Raw genomic sequence first — 2,347 nt, 5'->3', positions numbered from 1 at the left:
CGGTCAGGCGCCGTTGCGTAGGCGACGAAGGAGCAAGCAACGGTGCCTGACCGGCGGGACAGGAGGGGCCGCGACCTCGAGCGCGCCAGCGCTCAGACATTTCTGTCGGTGGGTCCGCCTAGCATGGCTGACGGGGGTTCATGTCCGGTCGGCGGATGACGATGGAGAAGGGATTCACCAGGTGGCGGAACGCCTCACTGTGCGCGGAGCTCGGGAACACAATCTCAAAGGTGTCGATCTCGATCTGCCTCGTGACAGCCTGATCGTGTTCACCGGTCTTTCCGGTTCGGGTAAGTCGAGCCTGGCGTTCGACACGATCTTCGCCGAGGGGCAGCGCCGCTACGTCGAGTCGCTGTCGGCCTACGCGCGCCAGTTCCTCGGGCAGATGGACAAGCCCGATGTCGACTTCATCGAGGGCCTCTCGCCCGCGGTGTCGATCGACCAGAAGTCGACCAACCGCAACCCGCGGTCGACGGTCGGCACCATCACCGAGGTCTACGACTACCTGCGCCTGCTCTACGCCCGCGCTGGCACGCCGCACTGCCCGGTCTGCGGCGAGCTGATCGCCAAGCAGACCCCGCAGCAGATCGTCGACCAGGTGCTGGCGATGGAGGAGGGGATCAAGTTCCAGGTCCTCGCGCCGGTCGTGCGCACCCGCAAGGGCGAGTTCGTCGATCTGTTCGACCAGCTCAAGACCCAGGGCTACTCGCGCGTGCGGGTCGACGGCGTGGTGTATCCGCTCACCGATCCGCCGAAGCTGAAGAAGCAGGAGAAGCACGACGTCGAGGTCGTTGTCGACCGGCTCGCGGTGAAATCCGCGTCCAAGCAGCGGCTCACCGACTCCATCGAGACGGCGCTGCGGCTGGCCGACGGCATCGTGGTGCTGGACTTCGTCGACCGCGACGAGCACGCCCACGACCGCGAGCGCCGCTTCTCCGAACGCTTGGCCTGCCCGAACGGCCACGCGCTCGACATCGAGGATCTCGAGCCGCGCTCGTTCTCCTTCAACTCGCCCTACGGCGCCTGCCCCGACTGCACCGGCCTCGGCATCCGCAAGGAGGTCGACCCGGAACTGGTGGTGCCCGATCCCGAGCTGAGCCTGGCCGACGGCGCGATCGCGCCGTGGTCGCGCGGGCAGACCGCCGAGTACTTCAACCGGCTGCTGTCCGGCCTGGCCGAGTCGATCGGCTTCTCCATGGACACCCCGTGGCAGGACCTGCCGGCCAAGGCGCGCAAGGCGGTGCTCGAGGGCAGCTCCGACCAGGTGCACGTGTCCTACGTCAACCGCTACGGCCGCAAGCGGTCCTACTACGCCGATTTCGAAGGCGTGATGCCGTTCCTGCACCGGCGCATGGACAACACCGAGTCCGAGCAGATGAAAGAGCACTACGACGGCTACATGCGGGATGTGCCGTGCCCGGTCTGCCACGGCGCCCGGCTGCGCCCGGAGATCCTGGCCGTCACCCTCGCCGCCGACGGCACCGACAAGTCGATCGCCGATGTCAGCGATCTGTCCATCGGCGACTGCGCCCACTTCCTGAACACGCTGACGCTGGGGGAGCGCGAGGCCGCGATCGCCGGACAGGTGCTCAAGGAGATCCAGGCGCGCCTCGGCTTCCTGCTCGACGTCGGCCTGGAGTACCTGACGCTCTCGCGGGCGGCGGCGACGCTGTCCGGCGGCGAGGCGCAGCGTATCCGGCTCGCCACCCAGATCGGGTCCGGTCTGGTCGGTGTCCTCTATGTGCTCGACGAGCCGTCGATCGGCCTGCACCAGCGCGACAACCGCAGGCTCATCGAGACGCTGCTGCGCCTGAAGAAGCTGGGCAACACCCTGATCGTCGTCGAGCACGACGAGGACACCATCCGCGCCTCGGACTGGGTGGTCGACATCGGCCCGCTGGCCGGCGAGCACGGTGGCCGCGTCGTGCACAGCGGCCCCTACACCGAGCTGCTCACCGAACCCGAATCACTCACCGGCGCTTACCTTTCCGGCCGCGAGCAGATCGAGGTGCCGATGGTGCGCCGTCCGATGGACAAGAAGCGCAAGCTCACCGTCGTCGGCGCCACCGAACACAATCTGGCCGGGATCGACGTGTCCTTCCCGCTCGGTGTGCTCACCTCGGTCACCGGCGTCTCCGGCTCGGGCAAGTCGACCCTGGTCAACGACATCCTGGCGACGGTGCTGGCGAACAAGCTCAACGGCGCGCGCCAGGTGCCGGGCAGGCACACCAGGATCAACGGCCTCGATCACCTGGACAAGCTGGTCCAGGTCGACCAGTCGCCGATCGGCCGCACCCCGCGCTCGAACCCGGCCACCTACACCGGCGTCTTCGACAAGATCCGCACC

The 2,347-nt window shown here is 67.7% G+C and carries 1 protein-coding gene; it reads left to right on the top strand.

The window, feature by feature from the left end; all coding sequences use genetic code 11:
- Nucleotides 1-181: 181 nt before the first annotated feature.
- On the top strand, nt 182-2,347 hold a 2,166-nt coding region (gene uvrA, locus ACFWF2_RS33520; RefSeq protein WP_379311494.1), incomplete at its 3' end, for an excinuclease ABC subunit UvrA.

Origin of the sequence: Nocardia sp. NPDC060259 (assembly GCF_042728775.1) — a bacterium.
Classification (GTDB): domain Bacteria; phylum Actinomycetota; class Actinomycetes; order Mycobacteriales; family Mycobacteriaceae; genus Nocardia.
This window is presented reverse-complemented; position numbering and strand designations above follow the sequence as displayed.